The following is a 20,617-nucleotide window of genomic DNA, read 5'->3' as shown; positions in this document are numbered from 1 at the left end:
ACCAGGAGCCGCCGATGCGTACCGCCGTTCGTGTGACAGCCGCCGCCGTCCTGACGCTTGCCGCCGCGACCGCCTGCGCCGCCGGGCCCGAGCCCGGGGCCCGGGCCGGAGCGGTCGCCCCGGCGCCCCCGGCCGCCGCGTCCCCGTCCGGTCCGGCGTCCGCGTCACCGGTCGCGGTGCCGGCCGCGCTGTCGTTCACCGGCAAGACCCTCGACGGTACGGCGTTCGACGCCGCCGCCCTGGCCGGGCGGCCGGTCGTGCTCTGGTTCTGGGCGCCCTGGTGCGCCACCTGCGCCGGCCAGGCATGGACGGTGGCCGAGATCGCCCCGGCCTACCGCGACACGGTCCCCATCGTCGGCGTCGCCGGGCTCGGGGAGCAGAAGGCCATGAAGTCGTTCGTCACCGAGTTCGACCTGGGCGGCACGACACAGATCGACGACCGGGCGGGCGCGCTGTGGCGCCGGTTCAAGGTGGCCGAGCAGAGCACGTTCGTCGTCCTGGACCGCACCGGCCGGGTCGTCCACCAGGGATTCCTCGACGGCGAGGCACTGACCCGGCAGGTCGAGACGCTGGCCCGGGGATGACCGGCGCGCTGCTGCTCGCGCTCACCGCGGGCATGCTCGGCGCGGTCAACCCGTGCGGCTTCGCGATGCTGCCCGCGTACCTGTCGCTGCTCGTCGCCGGCCCCGACGGCGGACGCGGCGCGGTCGGCCGCGCGCTCACCGCGACGGCCGGGCTCACCCTCGGGTACGTGCTGGTGTTCGGCGCGTTCGGGCTCGCCCTGGCACCGGCGGCGGACTGGCTGCGGCCCCGGCTGCCGTGGCTGACAGTGACGCTCGGCGTGCTGCTGGCGCTGGCCGGTTGCTGGCTGCTCGCCGGCCGGCGGCTGCCCGCGCCGCGCCCGCTGCGTGTCGCGCCCCGGCTCACCCGCACCTGGCCGTCCGTGGCGCTGTTCGGCGCGGCGTACGCGCTCACGTCGCTGACCTGCGCGATCGCGCCGTTCCTGGCGATCGTGGTGACCAGCCTGCGGGCCGGGTCGCCGCTGCGCGGGCTGGCGCTGTTCGGCGCGTACGCGCTGGGGATGGCGCTCGTGGTCGGCGTGGCCGCGCTCGCCGTGGCGCTGTTGCGCGGTCGGGTCGTGGCGCGGCTGCGTGGTGCGGGCGCGTGGGTGCCGCGGCTGAGCGGCCTGGTGCTGCTGATCGCGGGCGGTTACGTCGCCTGGTACGGCTGGTACGAGGTACGCCTCGCCCAGGGCCGCTACGACGCCTTCACCGACCCGGTCATCCGTACCGCCGCCGGTATTCAGCAGACCTTGGTGAGCGCCGTCGCCACCACAGGCCCCGCCGTCCTCACGGCGCTGCTCGCCGCGCTGCTCGTAACAGCCCTCGCCGTCTCCCGCTCCCGCCGCCCCCGCGATCTTGCACTTGGTGCCCGGGCAGAAGGGGTGAACCGGACTTCCCGGGGGTCGAACGTGCAAGATCGCGGGGGAGCGGCGGGGACGCGGGTCAGCGCGGGGTGAGGCGGTCGGTGCCGAGCTTGTCGCGGAGGACCTCCGGGACCACCACCGAGCCGTCGGGCTGCTGGCACTGCTCCAGGATGGCCGGGAACAGGCGGCTGGTGGCGAGCGCCGAGCCGTTGAGCGTGTGCACGAAGCGGGTCTGCTTCGCGCCCGGCTCGCGGTAGCGGATCGCCGCCCGGCGGGCCTGGTAGTCGCCGGCCCAGGAGACCGACGACACCTCCTTGTACTTGCCGGTGCTCGGCATCCACACCTCGACGTCGAGCGTCTTCTTCATCGACGCGCTCGCGTCACCGGCGGCGAGCAGGCTGGTCTGGAAGTGCAGACCGAGCTTGCCGACCAGGCCCTCGACGTGCCCGACCATCGCCTCCAGCGCCTCGCCCGCCTGCTCCGGCAGCGTGAACTGGAAGATCTCCACCTTGTTGAACTGGTGGCCGCGCACGGTGCCGCGCTCGTCGGAGTGCGAACCGGCCGCCTCGCGCCGGTAGCACGGCGTGTACGCGAACGCCTTCAACGGCAGCTTGGGCGTCTCCAGGATCTCGTCCTGGTACGCGCCGAGGATCGCCGTCTCCGCCGTGGGCAGCAGGAACTGGCCGCGCGAGGACGACTGCTTGTCGATGTGGTAGACGTCGTCGTGGAACTTCGGGAACTGCCCGGCGGCGAAACCGGCGCTGTCCAGCAGCAGGTGCGGCGGGAGCAGGAACTCGTAGCCGGCCTGGATGTTCTGCTCGATCAGCCAGTTCACCAGCGCCCACTCCAGCCGGGCGCCCAGACCGGTGTACATCCAGAAGCCCGAGCCGCCGAGCTTCACGCCCCGCTCGTGGTCGACCAGGCCGAGCGCGCGGCTCAGCTCCACGTGGTCGCGTACCTTCTCGATGGCCGGCGCCTCGCCGAACGTCCGCACCACCCGGTTGGCCTCCTTGCCGCCGGGGACCACGTCGTCGGCGGGCAGGTTCGGCAGCTCGCTCATCGCCGAGCGGAGCCGGGACTGCACCTCGTCGAGCTGGGACTCCAGCTCCGCGAGCTGCTTGCGCTCGGCCTCCGGGGCGACCGGCTGCGGCGTGCCGCCGGACCGTTTCGCCTCCGCGTACGCGCGCGCCTCGGCCTTGCGGCGCTGCCGCTCGGCGTCGATCTCCGTGATCAGGGCGCGTCGTTCCTGGTCGAGCCGCTGGATGTCGTCCAGCGCCCGGGTGACCTCGGCGGGATCCAGACGCTTCGCCAGCGCGGTCGCCACCGCCTCGCGATCCTTCCGGATCAACTCCATGTCGAGCATGCTGCTCGTACGCCTCCGTCCAGGCAGTCAGGTGGGACCTCCAGATGCTACCGTCGCGCCCCCGCCGCCCCGGCCCGGCCCGCGCAGCCCGCCGCCGCGCTCCCAGAGGGCGAGCCCAGCGAGGTGCCGCCCGACGCCGGCACCGGCGCGCGGAACGTCAGAGGCGTACCGGCATCAGCACCGAGAAGGCGTGCGCGTCGTCGGGCCGCCGCACGGCCAGCGGGGCGATCGGGCCGTCCAGCTCCAGCACGAGCTGACCGTCGCCGGACCCCAGCGCGTCCAGCAGGTACTCCCGGTTGACCGCCACCCGAAGCGCATCCTGCCCGCCCGCGCCCGCGCCCGCCGCGCCGTCCACGCCGCCGGCGTCGACCGCGCCGTTCGGGTCGACCAGGCGCAGCTCACCCCGGCCGTCCAGGCCGAGCGCGACCACCTCGTGCTCCACGCCCTCGTGCGCGCGGTGACAGACCGGGACGCCGTCGGCGGTGAGCGCCGCGCGCAGCGCCGCACCGTCGAACGGGATCCGGTACGCGGGCACGTCGCCGAGCTGCGCCCGCAGCAGCCGCCGGTAGTCGGGGAAGTCGTACGGCAACGGGACGGCGGTCAGCGGCCGGCCCGCCACCGTGACAGTCACCCGGTCGGTGGCGACGACGACCTCGGCGGCGTCGGCGCCGTCGAGGTCCAGCAGCGCCCGCAGGTCGTCGACGGCGGCCACCGGCAGCAGCGCGCTCACCGGCGGACCGTCGACGGTGCCGCCCACCCGGGCCACGGCGAGCCGGTGCCGGTCGGTGGCGACCAGCCGGACACCGTCCGGCTCGACCTCCACCAGCACGCCGGACAGCACCGGCAGGCCGGGGTCGGCGCCGACGGCGAAGCGTACGGCGTCCACGGCGGCGGCGAGGTCGGTGCGGGACAGCACGAGGCGGGTGGTCACGATGGTCTCCTCCGGGTCGATCAGGCTGCGGATCCGGGAGAGTTCGCGACGCGCGTCGGCCAGGCCGTCCTCCAGACGGCGCAGGTGCGCGTCCAGCAGCCGGTGCACCTCGGCCGGCCGGTGCCGGTGCCGCAGCGCCTCGGCGATGCCGGCCAGCGGCATCCCCACCCGGCGCAGCCCGGCCACCAGGCGGGCCGGGCCCACCTGCTCCTCGGTGTACCAGCGGTAGCCGGTCACCGGGTCCACCCGGGCCGGGGCCAGCACGCCGGAACGGTCGTAGAACCGCAGCGCGCTGACCGTCAACCCGCTGGCCCGGGCCAGTTCGCCGATGCTGCGAAGCTCGCTCTCCACGGCCGTCATCCTGTGACCTCAAGCGGGTCGAGGGTCAACCTCACGCCGGCAGCGTGCGGAACGTGATGCCCGCGCGTACCAGCCGGTCCAGCAGCGCGTCACCCATCGCCGCGACCGGCGTGACCTGCCCGGCGGTCTCCGGCAGGTCGTCGAAGGCCAGGCAGAGGGCCGACTCGGCGAGCATCTTGGCCGTCTCGTCGTAACCCGGGTCGCCGCCGGCCACCTCGGTCACCACGCGCCGGTCGCCGGCGGTGCCCACGAACCGCACCCGGAACCACGACTCGGCCCGCTGCTCGGCGGTCGGGCCCTGCCCGGAGGCGAGCCGCCCGAGCAGCCAGCGCCGCGTCGGCGCCACCTTCACCAACCCCACCACACCGGCCAGCCCGACGCCGGCGACCAGCACAGTGGGCAGCCGCTTCATCGCCGCGAAGTGCCGGTAGCGGAAGTCCGGGCCGTACTCCGGGCGGGCCGCCGCGGACCGGCGGACCACCTGCGGGTCGATGGTGGGCAGCGGAACCGCCCACTGGCCGAACTCGCGTACCCGGCCGACCTTGCCCGGCACCGCGCGGACACGGCGTCCGTCCGGGCCGGGCTCCATCGCCCGGCGGGCCCGCGCCGCCCGGCTCATCTCACCGGTACGGGAGAACGCGGTGAGCGCCGAGTGGTACGTCCCGGCGGAGAACCGGCCACCGGCCCGCACGTAGCCGTCGACGGCGATCGGCCCGTCGGCCGGCAGTTGCTTGACCGTGTACCAGACGCCCAGGTCGTGCGGGATCGAGTCGAAGCCGCAGGCGTGCACCAGGCGTGCCCCGGTGCGCACCGCCTCGGCGTGGTGCCGCACGTACATCCGGTCGACGAACTCCGGCTCACCGGTGATGTCGAGATAGTCGGTGCCGGCCGCGGCACAGGCGGCCACCAGCGGCTCGCCGTGGTGCACGTACGGGCCGACCGTCGTGGCGACCACCCGGGCGCTCTCCGCCACCGCCCGCAGCGACGCCGGGTCGGTCACGTCGGCGGTGAGCAGCGGCAGGTCGGCCAGGGCCGGGTCGATCGCGGCCAGCCGGTCCCGCACCGCGGCCAGCTTGTCCGGGTTGCGCCCGGCGAGTGCCCAGCGCAACCGGTCCGGCGCGTGCCGAGCGAGGTACTCGGCGGTCAGCCCGCCGGTGAAGCCGGTGGCGCCGAACAGGACGAGGTCGTACGGACGGTCTGCGCGCATCCGCCGAGTGTGCCATCCACGGCGCTCACCTTCACGGGGTGAAGACCACCCGGACGCAGCCGTCGGCCCGGTCCCGGAACAACGCGTACCCCTCGGCGCCGCGCTCCAGCGGCATCCGATGGGTGGCCAGGTGCTCGGTGACCAGCTCGTCGCGGGCCATCCGCTCCAGCAGCGCCGGGATCGCGGCACCGCCCCGGCGCCGGGCGGCGCGGACGGCGAGCCCCTTGCCGGTGAACGCGCCGAGCGGGAACCGGTCCACGAACCCGGGCCGGGCGTCGAGCACCACCACCACGCCGCCCTTGCGGCAGGCGTGCACCGCCTCGCGCAGCGCCGCCCCGCCGTCCGGCTCGGCCACCGGCCACCGGCCCGGCGCGGCCGGCACCCCGGAGGCGTCGACGCACACGTCCGGGCCCCGGCCGCCGCTGCGTTCGCGCAGCTCGGCGAGCACGTCCACGTACCTGTGGTTGAGCGCCTCCACGCCGTCGTGCCCGGTGACCATCCGCAGCCGGTCGTCCCGGTCGTCGACCACCACCACCCGGTCCGCGCCCCGGGCCACTGCCGCGTCGGCGGTGAGCTGACCGACCGCGCCCGCACCCCACACCGCCACCACGTCGCCGGGGGCGACCTCGCCCAGCTCGGCGCCGTACCAGCCGGCCGGTGCGGCGTCGGCGGCGAACACCGCCCGCTCGTCGCTCACCGACTCCGGCACGGCGAACGCGCCCACGTCGGCGTACGGCACCCGCACGTACTCGGCGTGACCACCGGCGAAGCCGCCCAGCCGGGCCGGCAGGCCGTAACCGCCGGCCGGGGGTTGCCCCCACTCCGGCTCGGCCGCCACGCCGCTCGTGCCGTTGTCGCAGCAGGCGGGCAGCCCACGGCGGCAGAACCAGCACGCCCCGCAGGCGACCGCCGCGCCCACCACCACGCGGTCGGCGACCCGGTGCCGGCGTACCTCCGGACCGACCTCGACCACGTCGCCGAGGAACTCGCGTCCGAGCACCTCCCCGGCGGACGCCTCGGGCACCTGCCCACCGAGAAGCGGCAGGTCCGCGCCGCAGGTAGTGCTCCGCCGGACCCGGACGATCATGTCCTGGGCGTTGCGCAGCTCCGGGTCCGGCACGCGGCGCACCTCGACGAGGCCGGCTCCGGCCCAGCACAGCGCCCTCACGTCACGGTTCCCGGCCGGTCCAGCGGCGAGCGGTCCGCCCGCAGCACCTCGCCGGTCTCCAGGAGCTGCTTGGTCTGCCGCAGCACGTGGCGCAGGAACCGGCCCGGGTCGTCGCCGACCAGGTGTGCGGCGAACCCCGGGAGCGTGCACTCCCCGCCCAGCGGGCGGGCCGCCAGCTCGGTGCCGCGACCGCCGGGGGCCGGACGGGCCCAGACCTCGATCGCGCCGTCGAGGCGGCGCAGCGGCTCGGGCCACCGCCCGGCCGGGAGCACCTGTTCGGGCGCCCCGGTCACTGTCACCACCTGCCACCGGCCCGGCCGCGGATCGGCGCCGGACCGTCGCGCGCGACGACGGGCCAGCACCCGCGCGCCCGCCGGAGCCAGCAGCCGTACCCCCGCCAGCGCCAGCGCGCCCGCCGCCAGCCGTCTGCTCCGCGCCACCTGACCTCCCGCCGTCCCCGGGCGGCCGGCCAACCCGGCCGGTCGCCCCGCGTGCCTACAGGGTGCGCGCCGCCCGGGTGAGCGGGGTTCGCCCCGAAGGGGTGAACCGGCGCGGTGCGGGTAACCGCTGCCCGCACCGACGGGGGGAGGGACGCATGCCGGAGGAGGCAGACCAGGTCGTCACCGCACCGAGCGGCACGAGCGACATCACCGGTACGCCCGATCTGCCCATCACCGGCCTCGATTCACCCGATGTCGCCGGTGGTGCGCTGCCGGGTGGCCCGCCGCTGCTGGCGTCCCGGTTGACGCCGCCCGCGCCACCCGAGCCGGTCCTGCTGCGTCCCCGGCTGCTCGACCGGCTGGAACGGGGCGCGTCCGGGCCGGTGACGCTCGTCTGCGCGCCGGCCGGCTGGGGCAAGACGACGCTGCTGTCGACCTGGGCGCAGGGCGAGCGGGACGGGCCGGCACCGGCCTGGGTGACGGTGGCCGAGGGCGAGACCACCCGGCGGCTCTGGGGCTATCTCGCGGCGGCCCTGCGTACCGCCGCCGCCGACGACCCGGACGACGGGCCGCCACCGGTGCCGGACGGGCCGCCCCGGCCCGAACAGCTGGAAACGCTCGCCGCCGCGCTCGCCGCACGGGAACGACCCGTGCTGCTGGTCCTGGACGACCTCCACCGGGTCACCGACCCGGCCGCCCTGACCGGGCTGGAGTTCCTGCTCCGGCACTCCGACGGCCGGCTGCGGCTGGTGGCCGGCGCGCGGGGCGAACCACCGCTGGCGCTGCACCGCTGGCGGCTGGCCGGCGAGCTGACCGTGATCGGCGCCGACGACCTGGCGTTCAGCGCCGACGAGGTGGCCGACCTGCTCGTCGCGCACGGCGTGGCCGTACCCGCCCCGGCCGTGACCCGGCTCGTCGAGCGGACCACCGGCTGGCCGGCCGGGCTGCGCTTCGCCGCGCTCGCGCTCGGCGACGGTGCCGACCCGGCGCGCGCCGTGGAACGGTTCGCCGGTGACCAGCCGGACGTCGCCGCGTACCTGCGGGACGAGGTGCTCGCCCCGCTGGAACCGGCGACCCGCGACGTCCTGCGCCGGGTGGCGGTGGCCGTCGCGGTCCACGCCGACCTGGCCGCCGCGCTGACCGGGCGGCCCGACGCCGGGCACCTGCTCGCCGAGGCGGCCCGGGAGGGTGGTTTCCTCCACCAGGACGGCGGAAGCCCGCCCTGGTACCGGCCGCACCCGCTGCTGGCCGACGTGCTGCGCGACGAACTGGACCGGCTGCCCGCCGACGAGGTGCGCGAGCTGCACCGGCGGGCGGCCGGGTGGTACGGCACCCACGACCGCCCGGCCGAGGCGCTGCGGCACGCGCTTCTCGCCGGTGAGTGGGCCGGCGCCACCGAGCTGCTCGTCACCCGGTGGCCCGAGCTGGCCCCGGACGAACCCGCCGCCGCGCCGGCTCCACCCGAGCCGCCCGCCGAGGCGGTCCGCCGGGATCCGGAGCTGGCGCTGGCCGCGGCCGCCGAACGGGCGTACGCCGGGGATCGGGCCGCCGCCGACGCACAGTTGCGGCGGGCGCTGGCCGAGGCCGCCGGCCTGCCCGCGCCGCGCCGTGACCGGTTCGGCCGGCTCGCAGCCGCCGTGGAGCTGAGCCTCGCCCGGCTCGGCGGCGACCACGAGGAGGTACGCCGGGCCGCCGACCGCCTGCTGGCCACCATCGCCGCTGACGAGTCCCCGGGCGGCCCGGACGCCGACAGTGCCGTTGCCGGTGATGCCGGCGATCCGCGCGCCGGGACGGCCGAGCGGGACGACGTGCGCGCGGTCACCGGCGCCGCGCACGGGCTGGCCGCGCTTGCCGAGGGGGAGCTGTCCACCGCCCGGGACCGCTTCGCCAGCGCGCGGGAGGCGGCGCGGCGGGCCGGGCGACCGCGTACCGAACTGCTCTGCGTCAGCCGCTCGGCGCTGCTGGAGGCGGCCCGGGGCGCGCTGCGGGCCGCCGAGGAGCTGGCCCGGGAGGCGCTGGCGATGCCGCCCTGCCAGGGCTGGTCGTCCCGGTCCGACTGCGGCTACGCGTACCTGGCGCTGGCGTTCGTGGACTGGGAGCGGGACCGGCCGGCGGAGGCCACGGCCCACCTGGCGTTCGCCGGGCCGGCCGGCGCGGAGCCGGGCGGCGCGGCGCTCACCGCACTGTGCCGGGCCGGGCTGCTGGCCGACGGCGGTGACCCGGGCGGCGCGCTGCGCACGCTCGCCGGGGCGCGCACGGTCGCGCCGCCCGGCCCGGAGCTGGGCGAATGGCTCGCCGCCGACGAGGCCCAGGTACGCGCCGCCGTCGGCGACGTCGACGGCGCCCGGACGCTGCTCGACGCGGCGGGCGACGGGCCGGCGCCGGCGCTGGTGGCCGCGCGGCTGCGGCTGCGCGCCGGTGACGCCCGCGCGGCCGAGCGTGCGCTGCCCGACTGGACCGCGTCCGGCGCGGCGGACTGGCCGCTGCCGGTGCGGCTGGGCGCCGGGCTGCTCGACGCGGCGCTCGCCGACGCCTCCGGTGACGCCCGGCGCGCCGGGCGGCTGCTGGAGGAGGTGCTGGCGCTCGCCGAGCCGGACGGCTTCCGGCGCGTCTTCACCCGGGCCGACCCGGGGGTACGGAATCTGCTCGCCGCACGCCTGGACTCGGGCACCGCGTACTGGGCCACTGTGAGCGAGCTGGTCCGGGGCGTGGACGCGCAACCGGCGGCAGCGACTGCCGACGGTCCGGCCCGGACGCTCGACGAGCCGCTCACCGAGCGGGAACTGACCATCCTGCGCTACCTGCAGAGCATCCTGTCCAACGTGGAGATCGCCGCCGAGCTGTCACTGTCGGTCAACACGGTCAAGACGCACGTGCGCAACATCTACCGCAAGCTCGACGCGACCCGCCGGCGGGACGCCGTCCGGCGGGCACGCGAGCTGCGGCTGATCTGACTGTCAGCCGTCGTCGGTGGCGGCGTCCACCACTGCCAGCAACTCGGCCAGGTCGTAGCCGCCGTCGTGCCGGACGTCGTTGACGAACAACGTCGGGGTGCCGTTGACGCCGCTGCGGATGCCGCCGACGAAGTCCTGCCGGACCCGGTCGGCGTACTCCTGCCGGCCGACCTCCGCGGCGATCTCCTCCGGCGACAGGCCGACCTGCTCGACGCCCAGCGACAGGTGCACCGGGTCGAGCTGGTCCTGGTGCTGGTAGAGCCAGTCGTACATCTCCCAGAACCGGCCCCGGGCGGCGGCGGCCTCGGCGGTCTCCGCGGCGCTCTCCGCGTACGGGTGGACGTTGGTGATCGGGAAGTGCCGGTACACCAGACACACCATGTCGGCCCGCTGGCGCAGCACCTCGGCCAGGTTCGGGTACGCGGCGCCGCAGAACCGGCACTGGAAGTCGCCGTACTCGACGACGGTGACCGGCGCGTCCACCGGCCCGCGGACATGGTCGCGTTCGGTCACCGGGATCCGCAGCCGCGCGGTGGTGACCTGGAGGGGCGTGGTCATCCGGCACTCACCCGCCGATCCGTGTCCAGCCGAACCAGCGTGTCGAGCCCGTTCGGATCACTCATGCCCTCCACCATGGCCGCGGCCCGGGTGAGGCGGGCTCACCCGGGCGGGGTGGTTCCGTCAGCGCACGGCGAGGTGGTTGCGCACCTCCCGGATGCCCGGGGCGTTCCACACCACCCGCTCGATCTCCTCGCGCTCGCCGGCGGAGTGGACCTGCCCGTCCAGCAGCACCGTGTCGCCGTGCACCCGCACGCCGACCTCCTCGGCCTCGGTGGCGGCGTTGCGGGCCAGCGCGTCCACGATCCGCTCGGCCAGGTCGCGGCCGTCGGCGTGCACGGCGGGACGTACCGCGATGCCGTTGCTCACCCCGCACACGCCGGTGAGCCGGGCGACCGAGCGTTCGGCGGCCCGCCGCTGGTACTCCCACTCGACCTCGCCGTGCAGCGTGACCCAGCCGTCGGCCACCGTCACCTGCAACGCCTCGATCGGCACGAACGCGTCCCACTCCAGCGCCCGTACGGCCGCGACCGCGATCTCCGGGTCCTCCCGCCCGGCCGCGGTGTCGATCCGGACGGCGAGGTCGTTGGCGACCGCGCGGACGCGGGCGACCCGGTGCGCGGCCCGCTCGGCGGCCCACTTCTTGGCGTAGCTGTCCACCCGGCCGGTGAGCGTCACCACCCCCTCGGTGACTGTCACCCCGATCTCGTCCGGGCCGACCCGGGGCTCCCAGGTCAGCTCGTCGAGCACGGCGGACTGGATGTCCCGGTCGGTACGCGTGATCGTGTCGGTGGCCATCCGGCTCCCCCTCCCGTCGATCGCGGCGCGGGCACGTGGTCCCGCACCAGCGATCCTGCGCGCGCCCCGGGTGAGCGGGCCTCACCCGGCCCGGGTGAGGCTGCACGACGGCCGTCCCCGGGAGTCGCGGGGGCGGCCGTCGTCGTGTCGTACGGGCGGGTCAGCCGTCCAGGTCGGCCGGGGAGTTCGGCCGGTCCACGTCCACGAACTCGATCTCGTCCGCGGCGCGGTCCCGGCTGCCGGCGGCGCGTGCCGCCGTGCCGGCGGCCCAGCCGATCGCCGCGCCGGCGAGCGCCGCCGCGATCAGCAGCGTCCACGGCAGCGCGGGCCGGCGGCCGGCGAGCGCGTCGAACGCGAGGCCGGCCCGGCGGCGTGCCTCCTCGGCGGCGGTGCCGACCATGTCGGTGGCGTCGTCGGCGAGGCCGGAGGAACTGCGGCGGGCGGTCCGGGTGGCGTCGCGCACGCTGTCACCGGCGGAACCGACGGCCGAGACCAGGTGCTGCCACGCCTGGTCGGCGACCCGCTCGGCCTTGCCCCGGCGGTCCAGCAGGTTGGATCCGAACATCGTTGTACCTCCTCGGGTGCCGAAGGCCGGCGGCCACTTCGGACTCCGGTGTCCATCCGGCGGGTTCACTGTCTCCGGCAGTGCCCCACCGGCGCGCCCGGCAAACCATGCCGCGTTCGCGGCCCGCGAGCGGCGAACGGGACGAACCACCCTAACGTGCCGGGACCGGTGCCCGCGGGACGTGCGTGCGCCCGCTACCCTGGTCGGCGGATCGGCGGGTCCGCCCGGCCGCACGGCTGGTCGTGACCCGCCTTGAAGGGGAAACTGGAACCCGGAGGTCCGGATTGGGTACGCCCAGGTGTGCCCAGTTCGCGAATTGCTCATCCCGGGGGGTGGCGACCGGGCCGTTGGAGGAATACTCTCGGTCGCGGCCCGCGTACTGATGAGGCGCCCGTTTCGGGCGAGTGGAGGTGCTCGCGTGAGCCTGTCGATCGTGAAGTCGGTGCGGCCGGGTGGTGTCGTCCAGATCGCGCCCCGTGGGGAGATCGACGTCGACACCGCGTACGAGGTGCGGGAAGCGATCGCCGAGGTGCTCGCGAAGGGCCGCCCGGCGCGGATCGAGCTGAACATGCGGCTCGTCACGTTCATCGACTCGGTCGGCATCAGCGCCATGGTCGCCGGCTTCCAGACCTGCGAGGTCAGCGGCGTCAAGCTCGTGGTCACCGAGCCGAGCCGGTTCGTGCACCGGCAGCTCTGGGTGACCGGCCTGCTCGGCCTGTTCGGCGCGCCCGAGCCGTGGTTCGCCGACGACACCCCCGAGGTGCTGCCCGGCGCCTGAGCGTGCCGCTCACACCCCCTGCGGCCAGGGGACCTTCTACCCGTTGCCAGTCCGGCGTCGGTACGGGACGATCGTCGCGACGCACGACGGCGAGGGGGCCCCGCTTGCAGAGCAGCGACAGCTTCAGCTACACCGTGCAGGCCCGGTGCAGCCGGGCCGAAGCGGTGGCCCTGCTCGGTGACCTGAGTCGCCAGGGTGAGCTGCATCCGCTGATCGTCCGGGTCCGGAAGCTGCCGTCCCGGCCGGGCGCGCTGGCCAGCTACGCGATCACCGACCGGCTGCAACTCGGCCCGCTGCACTTCCCGGTCACGTACCAGGCGGACGTGCTGATCGCCGGCGAGGACGAGGTGGTCACGGTGGCGCGGCAGCAGCCCGCGACGACCGTCCGCAACCACACCCGGCTGCGCGACGAGCCCGACGGCACGGTACGCATCGACGTGGAGATCACGCTCACCGCGCCGGCGCCACTGTTCGGGTACGCGTTCCGCCAGGCCCGGGCGGCTCACCTGGGCCTGGCGGCGCGTCTCGGAGCGACCCTGGAGGGTCGGCCGGCCTGATCCGGCCGGCCCTCTCGGGGCGGCTCAGTACACCGACAGGTGCACGTGGTTGGTGTGGTCGCTGGACGGGTCGCCGTTGCCGCCGCTGTACGACTTCCACCCGCTGCTGGGCAGCCAGATCTGCTTGAACCAGATCACGTAGAGCACGGCGAGCGGGTCGGCGTTGCGCACGAAGTACGCGGCCAGGTTGTTGCCGTACGTCCGGTCACCGCCGGTGGCCACGCCGCCGAAGCCGTTCTTCTGCGCGGCGAAGTCGCAGGCCCGCCCCTTCGGGTGCTCACCCGAGCCGCTGGGCCGGTGGCACGAGACGTACCTGGTGAAGCCCGCCGCCTTGGCCTGTTGCAGCGCGTGCAGCGTGCGCGGGGTGATGCAGCCGTTCGCCGGGGTGGGGTCGTTGACGCTGCACGACTCCGACGGCCAGGAGCCGTCCGAGTTGCGCGGTGCCGGCTTCGCGTTCTTGCCGGAGGTGCCCTGGACGCTGCCACCGCCGCTGCTGCTGCGCGAGGTGCTGTCGTTCGCCACCTCCAGGGCGCGCTCGGCCTGCTCCTTGCGCTTGGCCATCACCGTCACCTGCTTGCGCTGTTCGCGGATCTCTGCGTCGAGCTGGGCGCGGGTGCGGGTGGCCTCGTCCCGGGTGGTGATCAGGTCGCGCAGCGTACGGTCCTCGTGCGCGGCGACCTGCTCCAGCGCGGCGGCCCGGTCCATGAAGCCCTCCGGGCTGCTGCTGCCGAGCAGCGCCCCGGCGGTGCCCAGGCGGCCGTTGCGGTACGCCACGACGGCGATCTCGCCGACCTTGGCGTCGCGGACGGCCAGTTCGGCGCCGACCGTCTTGAGCTGGTCGTTGAGCTGCTTCTGGCGGGTCACCGACCGGTTGAGCGCGGCCTTCGCCTCCAGCCAGCCCTTGCCGGCCGCGTCGAGCTGGGCACGCAGTTCGGGCGTGCCACCCTCGTCGTCGCCGGGCGCTGCGGCGAGCAGGCCGGTCACCGGCGCCGCGGAGGCGGGGGAGGCCGGAACGGTCGCGACGCCGAGGGCCAGCGTCGCGACGAGCAGGGCCGCCAACCGGGCGGCCGTCCGTCGTACAGGTGCCACTGCGGGCATGCACACGTCCTTCCGTCAACGCCGACCGGGTTAGCTGACGGGTTCGGGACGGAAAATCCCTACCGCTGACGCGGATGCACCCCACGTACGTGGTTCCCCGGCTCGTCCCTGCGGACGATTAGGCGACGGCCGCCCCACCGGGGCCGGGTGGCGTCCGCGGGTGCGGCCGCGACCGAGACTACCGGCGCTGCCCGGGCGCGGCTCCGTCGAGCAGCGCCACTAGGCGGGGCAAAACCGGCATAAGACTACATTAGCCACAGGGATTTAAGTGTGTCCTAATCACCACTCGGTCTGTCCGCACACTCCGGCCGACGCTCCGGGTTCGACCTGCAACGTGGCGTGATCGATGGAGAAGTCCTCGTGCAGGGCGGCCCGCGCGGCGGCCAGCACCACGCCCGGGTCCACGCCCGGGTCGGTGGTCAGGTGCGCCGAGGCCACCTCCATGCCCGAGGTGAGCGTCCAGACGTGCAGGTCGTGCACCTCGGCCACGCCGGGTACGGCGGCCAGCCGGTCGTGCACGGCTGTGACCTGGAGGTGCTCCGGCGCGGCCTGCACCAGGATGCGCAGCGCGGCCCGGCCGAGCCGCCAGGTGCGCGGCAGGATGAACAGGCCGATCCCGACGGCGACCAGCGGGTCCGCCCACCACCAGTCGGTCACCGTGATGACCAGCGCGGCGGCGATCACGCCGAGCGAGCCGAGCAGGTCGCCGAGCACCTCCAGGTACGCCCCGCGCAGGTTGATGCTCTCCTTCGACCCGGCGCGCAGCAGCGCGAACGCGATGATGTTGGCGAGCAGGCCGAGCACCGCCACCACGAGCATCGGGCCGGCCAGCACCTCCGGCGGCTCGCCGAACCGGCGTACCGCCTCGACCAGGACGTAGATCGCGACGGCGCCGAGCAGCACGGCGTTGGCGAGGGCGGCGAGCACCTCCAGCCGGTAGAGCCCGAACGTGCGCTGCGGGTCGGTGCCGGCGCGGCGGGTGGCGGTGATCGCGGCCAGCGCCATGCCGATGCCGAGGACGTCGGTGAACATGTGCCCGGCGTCGGAGAGCAGGGCCAGCGAGCCGGTTGTGAACGCGGCCACCGCCTCGACCACCATCAGGGCGGCGAGCAGCGCGAAGGCGGCCCAGAGGCGGCCCCGGTGGCGGTGTGCCGCGTTCGTCACCGCGCCGCTGTGGTCATGACCTGCGCCCACGCCAACACCCTTCCTGCCCCGTACCGGCCAGGCTCAATGTATGTTCACATCGCTATGTATGCAACTGAACTGTGGGTGACTTCCGGATCACTGCCGGGTCTCCGTCAGGTGGGGTCGAGCGTGGTGAGACGCTGGGTGGCCCGGGACAGCGCCACGTAGAGCGTGCGCACGCCCGAACCGGGATCGGCCCGGATCTCGCTCGGCGCCACCAGCACCACGCCGTCGTACTCCATGCCCTTGGCCTGCAGGCTGGTCACCACCTGGAGGCGGCCCGCGCCGAGCCCGCCCAGCCAGCCGGCCACCTCGTCCCGGCGCGGCACCGGCGTGATCACGCCGACGGTGCCCTCCACCTGCGCGAGCAGCGCCTCGGCCGCCTCGACCGTGGCCGCCGGCAGGTCGGCGGCGGGCACCGTGCGCTCGACCGGCGGCACGCCGGTGGACCGCACCGCGTCGGGCAGCGGCAGGTCCGGGTAGAGGCGGCGGATCTCCGCCGCCGCCACCGCGAAGATCTCCGCCGAGTTGCGGTAGTTGGTGGTCAGCTCGTAGCGGTGCCGCTTGCGCCGGCCCAGCGCCTGGTCACGGGCCCGGTCCAGCTCCTGCGGGTCGCCGGTCCAGGCGGTCTGCGCCGGGTCGCCGACCACCGTCCAGGACGCCAGCCGCCCGCGTCGGCCGATCATCCGCCACTGCATCGGCGAGACGTCCTGCGACTCGTCCACCACCACGTGCGCGTAGTCGCGGTAGTCGTCCGGACGCTCCCGCGCCGCCGCGCGGGCGGCGCGCTGCCGATCGGCGTACGTGCTCAGCTCACGCACGCCACCGGCGAGCTGGTACGGGTCGCGCTTGGGCCGGGCCCGCCGCACCGGCTTGCCGAGCAGCGCGTCCAGCTCGTCCAGCAGCGCGATGTCGGCCACCGTCAGTCCCTCGGCCGCCAGCGTCCGGTACGCGTCGCCGAGCAGCCGGATCTCCGCCGAGGAGAGGATGCCCCCGGCGTAGCGGCGCAGCCGGTCCGGGCGGGCCAGCCAGTCCAGCACGTGCCGCGGGTGCAGCCGGGGCCACCACGCCTTGAGGAACTCGCGGAACTCGGGCCGCTCGATGATCTCGTCCTCGAACGCGGGCTGCTCCGGCAGGCGGCCCACCCGCAGCGTGCGGGCCTGCGCGTAGAGCGCGGCGAGCACCGCGTCGAACGCCGCCCGGCGTACCTCGTTGCGGCGCGCCCCACGGGCCAGCGTCCGGTCCCGGACGGCGTCCAGCGCGGGGCGTTCCAGGCGCAGCAGCTCGCCCCGGTAGAGCAGGCGCAGCTCGGCGGGGGAGTCCGGCACCGCGTCGCGTACCGCGCGTTCCAGCACCCGGCGCATCCGCAGCGATCCCTTCACCGCCGCCACGTCCGGCGGGTCGGTCCGGGACGCGGACAGTCCGGGGAACAGCGAGCCGAGCGAGTGCAGCGTGGCGGTCTCCTCGCCCAGCGAGGGCAGCACCGAGGCGATGTACTCGACGAACACGCCGGACGGGCCGACCACCAGGATGCCGCCGCCGGCGTACCGGGCCCGGTCGGAGTAGAGCAGGTACGCGGCGCGGTGCAGCGCCACCGCCGTCTTCCCGGTACCCGGGCCGCCGGAGACGATCGTGACGCCGTTGCCGGGGGAACGGATCGCCTCGTCCTGCTCGCGCTGGATGGTGGCGACGATGTCGCGCATACCTCGGCCGGTGGCCCTCGACAGCGTGGCCAGCAGAGCCCCGTCACCGACCACCGCCATGTCCGGCGGGGCGGCCTCCGGGTCCAGCAGGTCGTCCTCGATCCGGGTGACCTTCTCGGACGCGGACTGGATCGTGCGCCGCCGCACCACGCCGCGCGGCTCGGCGGGCGTGGCCTGGTAGAACGCGGCGGCGGCGGGTGCCCGCCAGTCCACCACCAGCGTCTCCGCGTCCACGCCCCGCACACCGAGCCGGCCGACGTGCAGCACCTGCCCGGTACGCAGGTCCAGCCGGCCGAACACCAGCCCCTCGTGCTCGGCGTCCAGCACGTGCCGGCGCTGGGCGGCGTGGAAGACCATCGCGTCCCGCTCGACCAGCGCGCCGAAGTTGCCGACCCGGGCCAGCTGGTAGCCCTCCCGCTCGGCGTCGGCCGCCGACCGGCGCAGTTCGGCCAGCCGGGCGTACACCCGGTCGAGGTGGCGCTGCTCGGCGGCGATCTCCCGGTCCAGCGTGGTCTGGTCGGTCAACGCGGATGCTCCTGTGTTCGGAGGGCACGACGGGCTGAATGAGGGTACGGGCCGCCGGCAACCGCCACGCCGGGGCATGCCGCGCACGTGGCGTACGTCAGTGCCGTCGCGAGCCGGAGACGGTCAGAGACGGGTCGCCGGGCGTCCGGCCAGCACCCGGTCCAGCACGCCGGCGAGGGCCGCGTTCACCTCGTCGGGGCGCTCCATCATCAGCATGTGCCCGGCACCAGGGCAGACCGTCAGCTCCGTGGTGGGCAGCGCCGCCGCGATCGACTCGGCGCAGGGCGGCGGGGTGAGCCGGTCCCGGTCCCCGACCAGCGCGGCGGCCGGCAGCCCGCCGAGCGCGGCGAGCGTCTCCAGCCGGTGCTGGGCGCCGATCGAGGCCCGGAAACCGCCGATCGAGCGCAGCGTGGCCCGAGCCACCGCCGAGGTGACCAGGCGGATGTCGGCCGGGTCGCAGCGGTCGCCGAACAGCATCCAGCGGATGCTCGGGCGCAGCGCGCGCAGCAGCGCGTGCGGGGGCCGCCAACCGCCGCAGCGGGCCAGCACCCCGGCGCCGGCGGTCTCGGCCAGGCGGATCAGCCGGGTGATCCGGGGGGACAGGCCGTACGCGGTGTGCGTGTGCCCCTCGGCGGTGGTGGAGACGAAGACCAGCCCGGCGGTACGCGTGGCGAACCGGTCGGGGTGGCGGTGCGCGTACTCCATCACCGTCATCCCGCCCATCGAGTGCCCGACCAGGACGATCGGACCGGACGGGACGATCTCGTCGACCACCGCCGCCAGGTCGTCACCGAGCTGGGCGAGGGTGGCGTCGCGCAGCGCCAGGCAGCTCGACCGGCCGTGGCCGCGGGCGTCGTACGTGACCAGGCGGACCCGGCCGCCGAAGCGTTCCCGCAGCTCGGCGACCTGGCGGTGCCAGCTCCGCCCGTCCAGCGTCCAGCCGTGCAGCAGGACGGCGGTGACCTCGGCGTCGACCGGCCCGGTGACGCTGACGTGCAGGCGTACGTCGTCGGGGAGCCGCAGTTCCAGGTCCGGCATCGTCCACCTCCCGGGCCCGCCGATGTGTGTCCACCGGATGACCCGGCGGTGACACCGGCGTTACCCGCCATGAGACCACGGCAACCGGCCCGGAGAGAAGATCCCGGTCCGCCCCCGCGGCGTCGGATCGGTGACCAGGCTGGGAGGCATGCCGTCCACCGTCCGCACGCCGCGCGCCGCGCTGGCCGAGCTGCTCGCCGGCAACCGCCGCTTCGTCAGCGGCCAGCCGGTGCACGGGCACGACGTCACCGCCGCCGCCGCGGTGGCCTCCGGCGACCAGCAGCCGTACGCGGTGGTGCTGGGCTGTATCGACTCGCGGGTGCCGTTGGAGGCGATCTTCGACCAGACGTTCGGTTCGATCTGCGTGATCCGTACCGGCGGGCACGTGCTGGACCGGGCCGTCCGGGGCTCGATCGAGTACGTGGTGGAGCAGCTCGGCGTACGCCTGGTGATGGTGCTGGGGCACGAGCGCTGCGGCGCGGTCGGCTCGACCGTCGAGACGCTGCGCACCGGGCGGCGGCCCGGCGGCGACCTGGCGTACGTGGTGGACCGGATCGCCCCGGCGGTCGCCGACGTCGGGGTGGACGACCCGGACGCGCACCCGCTGGCGATCCGCCGCCACGTCCGGCGCACGGTGGCCGCGTTGCGCGGCGACGACCGGCTGGCCGGGCCGGTGGACGCCGGTGAGCTGGCAGTGGAGGGCGCGCTCTACGACCTGGCCACGGGCGAGGTGACGCTGTTGCCGCAGGAGCAGACGCGAAACCGCCCGCCGGGGTGATCCCGGCGGGCGGTCGCGGTGGTGCGGGTGAGGGCGCTCAGCCCTCGAAGACGCCGGCCTCGACCAGGCGCTTCTCGGTGGCGTCCCAGCCGTGGTCCGGGTAGGACGCGGCCAGGCCGTTGATCTCGGCGCGGATCTTGGCGGCGTGGCCGGCGGCGGCCAGCACGCGGATCTCCTCGACGAAGGCGTCGGAGTCGGTGCGCAGGTGCGCGGTCTTGCCGTTGGTCAGGTTGCGCACGTAGGCGTGCTTGCCGCCGTTGAGCGGGATCAGGTACTTGAACTCGCCCAGCACGCTGAGGGCGCCACCCTGGCCAGCCTGGCCGGCCCGGACGGACGCGCGCGCGGTCTTAGAGGTGTTGCTCGCCACGGAGGTACTCCTTGCAGACGTACGGTGGGGACGGAAGCCGTCCGGGGGCTGTGCGGATGACGCCCGGGTGGGCGCCGGCCCGCGAAGATGTACGGCGGCACAGAACCGCCCAGAGAACTGTACACGACCACGACACCTGGCTGGTCGTCGCGGCGTCAGAGGGCACAACCAGGTCCACCCTCCGGGTATTTCCCGCCCCGGGGCCCGGCGGATTTTCCGATTCGCTGGCGCACCACCAGTCACACGGGTCATCATGTGTGCCAGGTACCACTCGGTAGGACGAGGTCGTAGGGGAAGACGCACCTCGGCTCACCGGGAGGTCACCGTGCCAACGCGTGGCGTCGTATACGTCCACTCGACCCCGCTCGCCGTGTCCTCGCACGTCGAGTGGGCGATCGCGCGCGTCCTCGCTGCGCCGGTCAACCTGCACTGGACGGCGCAGCCCGCCGACCCGGGCGCCCGTCGCGCCGAGTGCGGCTGGACCGGCAGCCCGGGGACCGGCGCGGAGCTGGCCGCTGCCCTCCGGCAGTGGCCCATGATCCGTTTCGAGGTCACCGAGGAACCCAGTCCCGGCGTCGACGGCGAGCGCTTCATGTACGTACCGGGCCGCGGCCTGTTCCGCGCCGCTGTCGGCGCGGCCGGCGACATCCAGCTCGGCGAGGACCGGCTCCGCAGCCTGATGACCGCCGCGCGCAGCCCGGAGGCGCTGGCCCACGCCCTGGACAAGGCGCTCGGCACCGCCTGGGACGCCGAACTGGAGCCCTACCGGTACGCCGGAGACGGTGCGCCGGTGACGCTGCTCACCCAGGTCGGGTGAC

The 20,617-nt window shown here is 75.2% G+C and carries 20 protein-coding genes and 1 riboswitch; of the genes, 7 read left to right on the top strand and 13 right to left on the bottom strand.

Annotated elements, in window-relative coordinates:
• Nucleotides 1-14: 14 nt before the first annotated feature.
• Both O7622_RS26230 and O7622_RS26225 read left to right on the top strand, forming a co-directional pair.
• Complete coding sequence (locus O7622_RS26230; protein ID WP_282310809.1) at nt 15-584, top strand: redoxin family protein; 570 nt, start codon at nt 15-17, stop codon at nt 582-584.
• Complete coding sequence (locus tag O7622_RS26225; protein WP_282310808.1) at nt 581-1,519, top strand: cytochrome c biogenesis CcdA family protein; 939 nt, start codon at nt 581-583, stop codon at nt 1,517-1,519. Before O7622_RS26230 ends, O7622_RS26225 begins: the two co-directional genes overlap by 4 nt.
• Here the strand turns inward: O7622_RS26225 and serS are convergent.
• From serS to O7622_RS26200, 5 genes are all read right to left on the bottom strand, one after another.
• Nucleotides 1,506-2,789, bottom strand: a complete 1,284-nt coding sequence (serS, locus tag O7622_RS26220) for a serine--tRNA ligase (protein ID WP_184975299.1) — start codon at nt 2,787-2,789, stop codon at nt 1,506-1,508. The two genes, O7622_RS26225 and serS, sit on opposite strands and share 14 nt — an antisense overlap.
• Before the next feature lie 157 nt (nt 2,790-2,946).
• On the bottom strand, nt 2,947-4,080 hold the full coding sequence (locus tag O7622_RS26215) for a MerR family transcriptional regulator (protein ID WP_282310807.1): 1,134 nt from the start codon (nt 4,078-4,080) through the stop codon (nt 2,947-2,949).
• Between the two features lie 31 nt (nt 4,081-4,111).
• Complete coding sequence (locus tag O7622_RS26210) at nt 4,112-5,287, bottom strand: saccharopine dehydrogenase NADP-binding domain-containing protein (protein WP_282310806.1); 1,176 nt, start codon at nt 5,285-5,287, stop codon at nt 4,112-4,114.
• Between the two features lie 31 nt (nt 5,288-5,318).
• On the bottom strand, nt 5,319-6,455 hold the full coding sequence (locus O7622_RS26205; protein WP_282310805.1) for an alcohol dehydrogenase catalytic domain-containing protein: 1,137 nt from the start codon (nt 6,453-6,455) through the stop codon (nt 5,319-5,321).
• Nucleotides 6,452-6,895 carry a hypothetical protein gene (locus O7622_RS26200; RefSeq protein ID WP_282310804.1) on the bottom strand — a complete coding sequence of 148 codons (444 nt, stop codon included), beginning with the start codon at nt 6,893-6,895 and terminating at the stop codon, nt 6,452-6,454. The genes O7622_RS26205 and O7622_RS26200 overlap by 4 nt, the downstream gene beginning before the upstream one ends.
• Nucleotides 6,896-7,050: 155 nt before the next feature.
• Between O7622_RS26200 and O7622_RS26195 the strand changes: the two genes are divergently transcribed.
• Nucleotides 7,051-9,849: a LuxR C-terminal-related transcriptional regulator gene (locus O7622_RS26195; protein ID WP_282310803.1), complete on the top strand. Its 2,799-nt coding sequence runs from the start codon at nt 7,051-7,053 to the stop codon at nt 9,847-9,849.
• Between the two features lie 3 nt (nt 9,850-9,852).
• On the opposite strand, the gene O7622_RS26190 is transcribed toward O7622_RS26195, so the two are convergent.
• The 3 genes from O7622_RS26190 to O7622_RS26180 all read right to left on the bottom strand — a co-directional run bounded on the left by O7622_RS26190 (nt 9,853) and on the right by O7622_RS26180 (nt 11,770).
• Complete coding sequence (locus O7622_RS26190; RefSeq protein WP_282310802.1) at nt 9,853-10,407, bottom strand: DsbA family protein; 555 nt, start codon at nt 10,405-10,407, stop codon at nt 9,853-9,855.
• 123 nt (nt 10,408-10,530) lie between these two features.
• Nucleotides 10,531-11,205: a BON domain-containing protein gene (locus O7622_RS26185; protein WP_282310801.1), complete on the bottom strand. Its 675-nt coding sequence runs from the start codon at nt 11,203-11,205 to the stop codon at nt 10,531-10,533.
• A gap of 160 nt (nt 11,206-11,365) precedes the next feature.
• The gene (locus O7622_RS26180; RefSeq protein WP_282310800.1) at nt 11,366-11,770 is read right to left on the bottom strand and encodes a hypothetical protein; all 405 of its coding nucleotides are present in this window, start codon (nt 11,768-11,770) and stop codon (nt 11,366-11,368) included.
• A gap of 418 nt (nt 11,771-12,188) precedes the next feature.
• On the opposite strand from O7622_RS26180, the gene O7622_RS26175 reads away from it, so the two are divergent.
• The gene (locus O7622_RS26175) at nt 12,189-12,548 is read left to right on the top strand and encodes an STAS domain-containing protein (protein ID WP_013475611.1); all 360 of its coding nucleotides are present in this window, start codon (nt 12,189-12,191) and stop codon (nt 12,546-12,548) included.
• A 104-nt stretch (nt 12,549-12,652) separates the two neighbouring features.
• The gene (locus O7622_RS26170) at nt 12,653-13,105 is read left to right on the top strand and encodes an SRPBCC family protein (protein ID WP_282310799.1); all 453 of its coding nucleotides are present in this window, start codon (nt 12,653-12,655) and stop codon (nt 13,103-13,105) included.
• 24 nt (nt 13,106-13,129) lie between these two features.
• On the opposite strand, the gene O7622_RS26165 is transcribed toward O7622_RS26170, so the two are convergent.
• The 4 genes from O7622_RS26165 to O7622_RS26150 form a co-directional block, all read right to left on the bottom strand.
• Nucleotides 13,130-14,203, bottom strand: a complete 1,074-nt coding sequence (locus O7622_RS26165) for a hypothetical protein (RefSeq protein WP_282310798.1) — start codon at nt 14,201-14,203, stop codon at nt 13,130-13,132.
• A gap of 4 nt (nt 14,204-14,207) precedes the next feature.
• Nucleotides 14,208-14,338: riboswitch (cyclic di-AMP (ydaO/yuaA leader) on the bottom strand.
• A gap of 144 nt (nt 14,339-14,482) precedes the next feature.
• Nucleotides 14,483-15,397 carry a cation diffusion facilitator family transporter gene (locus tag O7622_RS26160; RefSeq protein WP_282310797.1) on the bottom strand — a complete coding sequence of 305 codons (915 nt, stop codon included), beginning with the start codon at nt 15,395-15,397 and terminating at the stop codon, nt 14,483-14,485.
• A gap of 104 nt (nt 15,398-15,501) precedes the next feature.
• Nucleotides 15,502-17,616, bottom strand: coding sequence for an AAA family ATPase (locus O7622_RS26155; protein WP_282310796.1), 2,115 nt, complete (start codon nt 17,614-17,616; stop codon nt 15,502-15,504).
• Nucleotides 17,617-17,739: 123 nt separating this feature from the next.
• Nucleotides 17,740-18,654 (bottom strand): alpha/beta hydrolase, encoded by a 915-nt coding sequence (locus O7622_RS26150; protein WP_282310795.1) that lies wholly within the window; start codon nt 18,652-18,654, stop codon nt 17,740-17,742.
• Nucleotides 18,655-18,802: 148 nt separating this feature from the next.
• On the opposite strand from O7622_RS26150, the gene O7622_RS26145 reads away from it, so the two are divergent.
• Nucleotides 18,803-19,432: a carbonic anhydrase gene (locus O7622_RS26145; RefSeq protein ID WP_282310794.1), complete on the top strand. Its 630-nt coding sequence runs from the start codon at nt 18,803-18,805 to the stop codon at nt 19,430-19,432.
• Nucleotides 19,433-19,469: 37 nt separating this feature from the next.
• Here the strand turns inward: O7622_RS26145 and O7622_RS26140 are convergent, their stop codons facing one another.
• Nucleotides 19,470-19,799, bottom strand: a complete 330-nt coding sequence (locus tag O7622_RS26140; RefSeq protein WP_013287842.1) for a hypothetical protein — start codon at nt 19,797-19,799, stop codon at nt 19,470-19,472.
• Nucleotides 19,800-20,124: 325 nt separating this feature from the next.
• On the opposite strand from O7622_RS26140, the gene O7622_RS26135 reads away from it, so the two are divergent.
• Nucleotides 20,125-20,616, top strand: a complete 492-nt coding sequence (locus O7622_RS26135) for a DUF3145 domain-containing protein (RefSeq protein ID WP_282310793.1) — start codon at nt 20,125-20,127, stop codon at nt 20,614-20,616.
• Nucleotide 20,617 lies beyond the last annotated feature (1 nt).

The organism is Micromonospora sp. WMMD1076 (assembly GCF_029581475.1).
Taxonomy (GTDB): Bacteria; Actinomycetota; Actinomycetes; order Mycobacteriales; family Micromonosporaceae; genus Micromonospora; species Micromonospora aurantiaca.
Note: the sequence above shows the minus strand (reverse complement) of the source record. Positions and strands in the feature narration are given on the sequence as shown.

Excerpts from the sequence above, each read along its gene's own strand:
- O7622_RS26230 (WP_282310809.1), top strand. The coding sequence starts at position 15 with ATGCGTACCGCCGTTCGTGTGACAGCCGCCGCCGTCCTGACGCTTGCC.
- O7622_RS26225 (WP_282310808.1), top strand. The coding sequence starts at position 581 with ATGACCGGCGCGCTGCTGCTCGCGCTCACCGCGGGCATGCTCGGCGCG.
- O7622_RS26215 (WP_282310807.1), bottom strand. The coding sequence starts at position 4,080 with ATGACGGCCGTGGAGAGCGAGCTTCGCAGCATCGGCGAACTGGCCCGG.
- O7622_RS26210 (WP_282310806.1), bottom strand. The coding sequence starts at position 5,287 with ATGCGCGCAGACCGTCCGTACGACCTCGTCCTGTTCGGCGCCACCGGC.
- O7622_RS26180 (WP_282310800.1), bottom strand. The coding sequence starts at position 11,770 with ATGTTCGGATCCAACCTGCTGGACCGCCGGGGCAAGGCCGAGCGGGTC.
- O7622_RS26190 (WP_282310802.1), bottom strand. The coding sequence starts at position 10,407 with ATGACCACGCCCCTCCAGGTCACCACCGCGCGGCTGCGGATCCCGGTG.
- O7622_RS26165 (WP_282310798.1), bottom strand. The coding sequence starts at position 14,203 with ATGCCCGCAGTGGCACCTGTACGACGGACGGCCGCCCGGTTGGCGGCC.
- O7622_RS26195 (WP_282310803.1), top strand. The coding sequence starts at position 7,051 with ATGCCGGAGGAGGCAGACCAGGTCGTCACCGCACCGAGCGGCACGAGC.
- O7622_RS26185 (WP_282310801.1), bottom strand. The coding sequence starts at position 11,205 with ATGGCCACCGACACGATCACGCGTACCGACCGGGACATCCAGTCCGCC.
- O7622_RS26145 (WP_282310794.1), top strand. The coding sequence starts at position 18,803 with ATGCCGTCCACCGTCCGCACGCCGCGCGCCGCGCTGGCCGAGCTGCTC.
- O7622_RS26150 (WP_282310795.1), bottom strand. The coding sequence starts at position 18,654 with ATGCCGGACCTGGAACTGCGGCTCCCCGACGACGTACGCCTGCACGTC.
- serS (WP_184975299.1), bottom strand. The coding sequence starts at position 2,789 with ATGCTCGACATGGAGTTGATCCGGAAGGATCGCGAGGCGGTGGCGACC.